At 55.3% G+C, this 1,341-nt stretch carries 1 protein-coding gene and 1 pseudogene; both read left to right on the top strand.

Annotated elements, in window-relative coordinates:
- A pseudogene (katE, locus tag J5224_RS27990) lies at nucleotides 1-524 on the top strand (catalase HPII); the annotation flags it as partial.
- A 31-nt stretch (nucleotides 525-555) separates the two neighbouring features.
- Nucleotides 556-1,341, top strand: a 786-nt coding sequence (locus J5224_RS27985) for an SDR family oxidoreductase (protein ID WP_264628386.1), incomplete at its 3' end; no start/stop codon positions are given.

Here is a 1,341-nt window from a genome sequence, read left to right as displayed (position 1 = left end):
CTTCGCTCAGTATTTATGCTGAAAATGCGCGTGAGGTGGCTCTGGACTACCGTATCAAATCGCGTCAGGTTGCACTGCTGGTGGCTGACGGCGTGTGTGGCGATGCCGTTGCCAGCATGATCCGTTGCCTGGAGCAACAAGGGGTACACGCCAGAATCTTAGCCCCCCGAGTCGGGGGGATTACCACGCTGCAAGGCCATCACCTTGAGGTTAATGGCTCGTTTGAGGGCAATCCCTCGGTGCTGTTCGACGCAGCGATTGTCCCAACCGGAAAACAGGCTGTCGCAACATTGATGCAAAACGGTGCTGCCAAATATTTTCTTATCCAAAGCTTCAAACACCTCAAAGGGATTGGCCTGCAAGGAGACGCGTCAGCGCTGTACTCCGCGTTATCACTGCCTGCTCCCGATGAAGGCGTTATCGTCAATAACACCTCGCAACACCTGGTGGATGAACTTACCGCCGTTATGAAAAAACACCGTGTGTGGTCGCGGGAGAAGGTCGCTGCGGCTATTGCTGGTTAACGTTGATAAACTCACCAAACAGGAGTCGATTATGAAGCACGACGAACTTCACTATTCCATGCCCCCGTATCCTCAACAAAGCCAGCCTGAACCGGGCCTGGCGGGGAAAATGACGCCTCGCCCCGATCATGGTGAAACCAGCTACCAGGGAAGTGGTCGCCTGGCGGGGCACAAAGCGCTGATTACGGGAGGCGACTCGGGTATCGGCAGAGCGGTTGCCATTGCTTTTGCCCGTGAAGGTGCCGATGTGGTGATTAATTATCTACCCGATGAACAGCAAGATGCCGATGAGGTTATTGCGCTTATTCGAGAAGCGGGTCAGCAAGGGTATGGTATTGCAGGCGATCTGCGTGATGAAGCGTTCTGCAAGTCGCTGATTGAAGAGGCGCATCGTTGCCTGGGCGGGTTGGATATTCTGGTCAACAACGCCGGAAAACAGCAGTTCGTGGAATCCATCGTCGATCTCTCGACCGAGCAGTTTGATGCTACGTTTAAAACCAATGTCTATGCGATGTTTTGGCTCTCGAAATATGCGTTGAGCGTCATGGAGCCGGGCGCGTCAATTATCACCACTGCCTCGGTACAAGCGTATGCCCCATCTGCTGGGCTGCTTGATTATGCCCAGACGAAAGCCTGCAACGTGGCGTTTACCAAAGCGCTGGCCAAGCAGTTAGGGCCTAAGGGCATCCGTGTCAATGCCGTTGCTCCAGGTCCCTATTGGACGCCACTGCAAGTGTGCGGTGGGCAGCCGCAAGAGGCGCTACCGCAATTTGGCGCTGACAGCCCGCTGGGACGATCCGGGCAGCCGGCAGAGATC

It is taken from the genome of Candidatus Symbiopectobacterium sp. NZEC135, assembly GCF_025962695.1.
The sequence above is the reverse complement of the archived record's forward strand: the minus strand, read 5'-3'. Positions and strand labels throughout refer to the sequence as shown.